This is a genomic window from Microbacterium sp. CPCC 204701 (genome assembly GCF_004010105.1).
Lineage (GTDB): Bacteria > Actinomycetota > Actinomycetes > Actinomycetales > Microbacteriaceae > Microbacterium.
In genome coordinates this window covers 1-2,829 of the sequence record NZ_RRYE01000373.1, presented here as the reverse complement: position 1 = coordinate 2,829, position 2,829 = coordinate 1, and the positions used below count along the sequence as shown (strand labels likewise).

General features: G+C 73.4%; 5 protein-coding genes. 2 read left to right on the top strand and 3 right to left on the bottom strand.

Annotated elements, in window-relative coordinates; genetic code table 11:
• Window positions 1-466, top strand: a 466-nt coding sequence (locus tag EIO58_RS15570) for a DUF1731 domain-containing protein (RefSeq protein WP_127820274.1), incomplete at its 5' end; no start/stop codon positions are given.
• A 21-nt stretch (window positions 467-487) separates the two neighbouring features.
• Here the strand turns inward: EIO58_RS15570 and EIO58_RS15565 are convergent.
• The gene (locus EIO58_RS15565; RefSeq protein WP_127820273.1) at window positions 488-934 is read right to left on the bottom strand and encodes a tetratricopeptide repeat protein; all 447 of its coding nucleotides are present in this window, start codon (window positions 932-934) and stop codon (window positions 488-490) included.
• Window positions 931-1,746 (bottom strand): 4-hydroxy-tetrahydrodipicolinate reductase, encoded by an 816-nt coding sequence (gene dapB, locus EIO58_RS15560; RefSeq protein ID WP_127820272.1) that lies wholly within the window; start codon window positions 1,744-1,746, stop codon window positions 931-933. Before dapB ends, EIO58_RS15565 begins: the two co-directional genes overlap by 4 nt.
• Before the next feature lie 62 nt (window positions 1,747-1,808).
• On the opposite strand from dapB, the gene EIO58_RS15555 reads away from it, so the two are divergent.
• Window positions 1,809-2,282: a GNAT family N-acetyltransferase gene (locus EIO58_RS15555; protein WP_127820271.1), complete on the top strand. Its 474-nt coding sequence runs from the start codon at window positions 1,809-1,811 to the stop codon at window positions 2,280-2,282.
• 10 nt (window positions 2,283-2,292) lie between these two features.
• Here the strand turns inward: EIO58_RS15555 and EIO58_RS15550 are convergent.
• On the bottom strand, window positions 2,293-2,829 hold a 537-nt coding region (locus tag EIO58_RS15550; RefSeq protein ID WP_127820270.1), incomplete at its 5' end, for an ABC transporter permease.

The following is a 2,829-nucleotide window of genomic DNA, read 5'->3' as shown; positions in this document are numbered from 1 at the left end:
CGCGGCGCTCGCGGCCGGCCCGGACGCCCCGGTCGCCCTGGTGCGCACCGCGCCGGTCGTGCACCCGGACGGCGCGCTGAAGCCGCTTCTGCTGCTTACGCGCCTCGGCGCGGGCGGCCCGATCGGGCGCGGTACGCAGGCGTGGCCGTGGATCTCGCTCGAGGACGAGGTCCGCGCCATCCGCCATGTGATCGAGACGCGCCTCGACGGTCCGGTGAATCTGGCCGGACCGACCCGCGCGACGGCGAACGACCTGGGATTCGCGCTCGCTGTCCGCATGAACCGGCCCTACCTGCTGCGCGCACCGGAGTGGGCGCTGAAGCTCGTGCTCGGTCGCGACGCGACCGAGGCGCTCCTCAGCGCCGACATGCACGTCGTGCCCGAGGCGCTGCAGGCGTCAGGGTTCTCGTTCACTCACCGGACGGTGGAGGATGCCGTCGCCGCGGTCGTCCCGCCGGCGCGCTGAGCCGCGGCATCCGTCGATGGGTCAGGCGCGGTCGGCCGACTCGAGCCGGATGGCTCTGCGGACGGCCTCGCGGGCACGGCGCCGATCGCCCGCGGCGTCGTACGCGAGGCCCAGCCGATACCACGCCCGCCAGTCGTCGGGATGAGCCTCGACCTCGTCGCGGTACCGCGGGAAGACGGCATCCCCGTCCTCCCGCACGACGCGCCCGCTCGGGCGGATGGCCACCTCGTCCTGGGGCAGCGCGTCCTCACGCTTCAGCCGGGCGCCCAGCTGCTGGGCTCGGACGCCGAAGAGCAGCTCGCGCGCGACGCCCCATGCGGCGAGCAGCGGCAGCACGGTGAGCCCGACGCCCATCGCGATGCCGACCGGATCGCCGCTTGCGAGCAGGATCCACGCGCGCTGCCCGACGAGCACGATGTACAGGGCGAGCAGCGCCGCCATCACGACGACGCCGACCCGCACCCTCATGCGCCGGTGGTCCGCGCGACCTGGCCGGGGACGCCGCCCTCCGCGACGGGCGCGGCGTCTGCGACGCGGGCGGACCGGCCGACCCCGATGTCGATGAGGCTGTCGAGACCCACGACGATTCCCTGCGCATCACGGGCGGCGCTGAGGGCGAGACGGATGCCGGGGGCATAGGCCAGCGCCGGCTCGACGGTGTCGTGCACGATCGTGAGCGACTCCCCCGCACCGGAGAAGATCGTCTCCTGCCGCGCGATCACGCCCGGGCGGCGCAGCGAATGGATCGGCACGCTCGCCACCTGCTGCCCCCGCGCGCGCTGATCGACGCGCGGCGACTCCACCGGGCCGACATCCGCCCGAGCCGCGGCAATCAGCTCGGCGGTGCGCACGGCGGTGCCGCTCGGCGAGTCGATCTTGGTCTCGCGGTGTGCCTCGACGATCTCGATCGACGGGAAGAAGGGCGCGGCGGCCGCGGCGAGCGCCGACCCGAGCACGGAGCCGAGCGAGAAGTTGGGGATGAACACCGCGCCCGTGCCGGCGGCGTCGACGAGTGGGCGGATCAGCGCGATGCGCTCGGCCGACCACCCCGATGTGCCGACCAGGACGTTGATGCCGCGCTCGATCGCGGCGCGCACGACATCGATCGAGACCGCCGGCGTGGAGGCGTCGACGACGAGGTCGGAACCCTTCAGCTCTGAGAGCTCGGACCGCGAGGACAGAACGGCCACGACCTCGTAGCCGGGCTCGGACTCGACCACCTCGCCGATGATTCCACCGAGCTTGCCGGTGCCGCCCACGATGGCCACGCGCGTCGTCATGGCCTCCATCCTAGGCGCGCGCCCGGGACGGAGCCGTCCCGCGGGACGCCTAGGCTGGACGGGTGGTGACCCTCCGTTCCGCGGCTGCCGACGCCCCTGACGCGCACGCGCTGCTCGCCGAGTACTTCCAGGCCCGCACCGACGGCTTCGCCGTCCTGGACGTCGCGTATCGCACGACCTTCCCCGACCCCGCGGCGTTCATGCCGCCGGCCGGCGTCTTCGTCATCCTCGACGACGACGAGAGAGAGCCTGTCGGCTGCGGAGGCATCCGTCTGGTTTCCGACGGCCCGCGCGGCACGCGCTATGAGGTGAAGCACCTGTACCTGCGGCCCGAGACGCGCGGCCGAGGATGGGGCCGCCTGCTCATCGACGACCTCGAGTCGCGTGCCCGCGCGTTCGGCGCGCGCGAGCTCGTGCTCGACACCCACCACTCGCTCGAGGCCGCGGCGGCGCTCTATGCGCGCACCGGATTCGTCCCGACCGAGCCCTACAACGACAACCCCAACGCGACGCGCTGGTACCGCAAGGCGCTCTGAGCCCGCCCGCTCACGCCGACCGAAGCGCGGTGACCGGCTCGATCCGTGCGGCTCTGCGAGCAGGGATGCCGCCTGCCACGAGCCCGACGACCGCCCCGAGCAGCGCGCCGCCCACCGCGACCAGAGGGTCGACGATCGGCGTCCACTGCTGCAGGAGCGAGACCGCGACCACCGCCATCACGCCGAGGGACGCGCCGATCAGACCGCCGAGCAGGCCGATCACGATCGACTCCACCACGAACTGCGCGGCGATCTGTCGTCCGGTCGAGCCCAGCGCCCGTCGGAGGCCGATCTCGGGCGTGCGCTCCATCACCGTGAGCATCGTCACGTTCGCGATTCCGAGGCCGCCGGCCAAGAGGACGATGGCGCCAAGGATCAGGAAGACGACGTTCACGTCCGCCTGGACGCTGCTGCTGAGGTCCGATCGTCCGGCCGGCGCAGACACATCGAAGGCGTCCGGTGCGCCGGGGGCGAGCGCGACGGCTGCCTGCGCGGCGACCTGCGGCCCGGCACCCGGCGCGATCCGGATCACGAGCTCGCCGGCGCC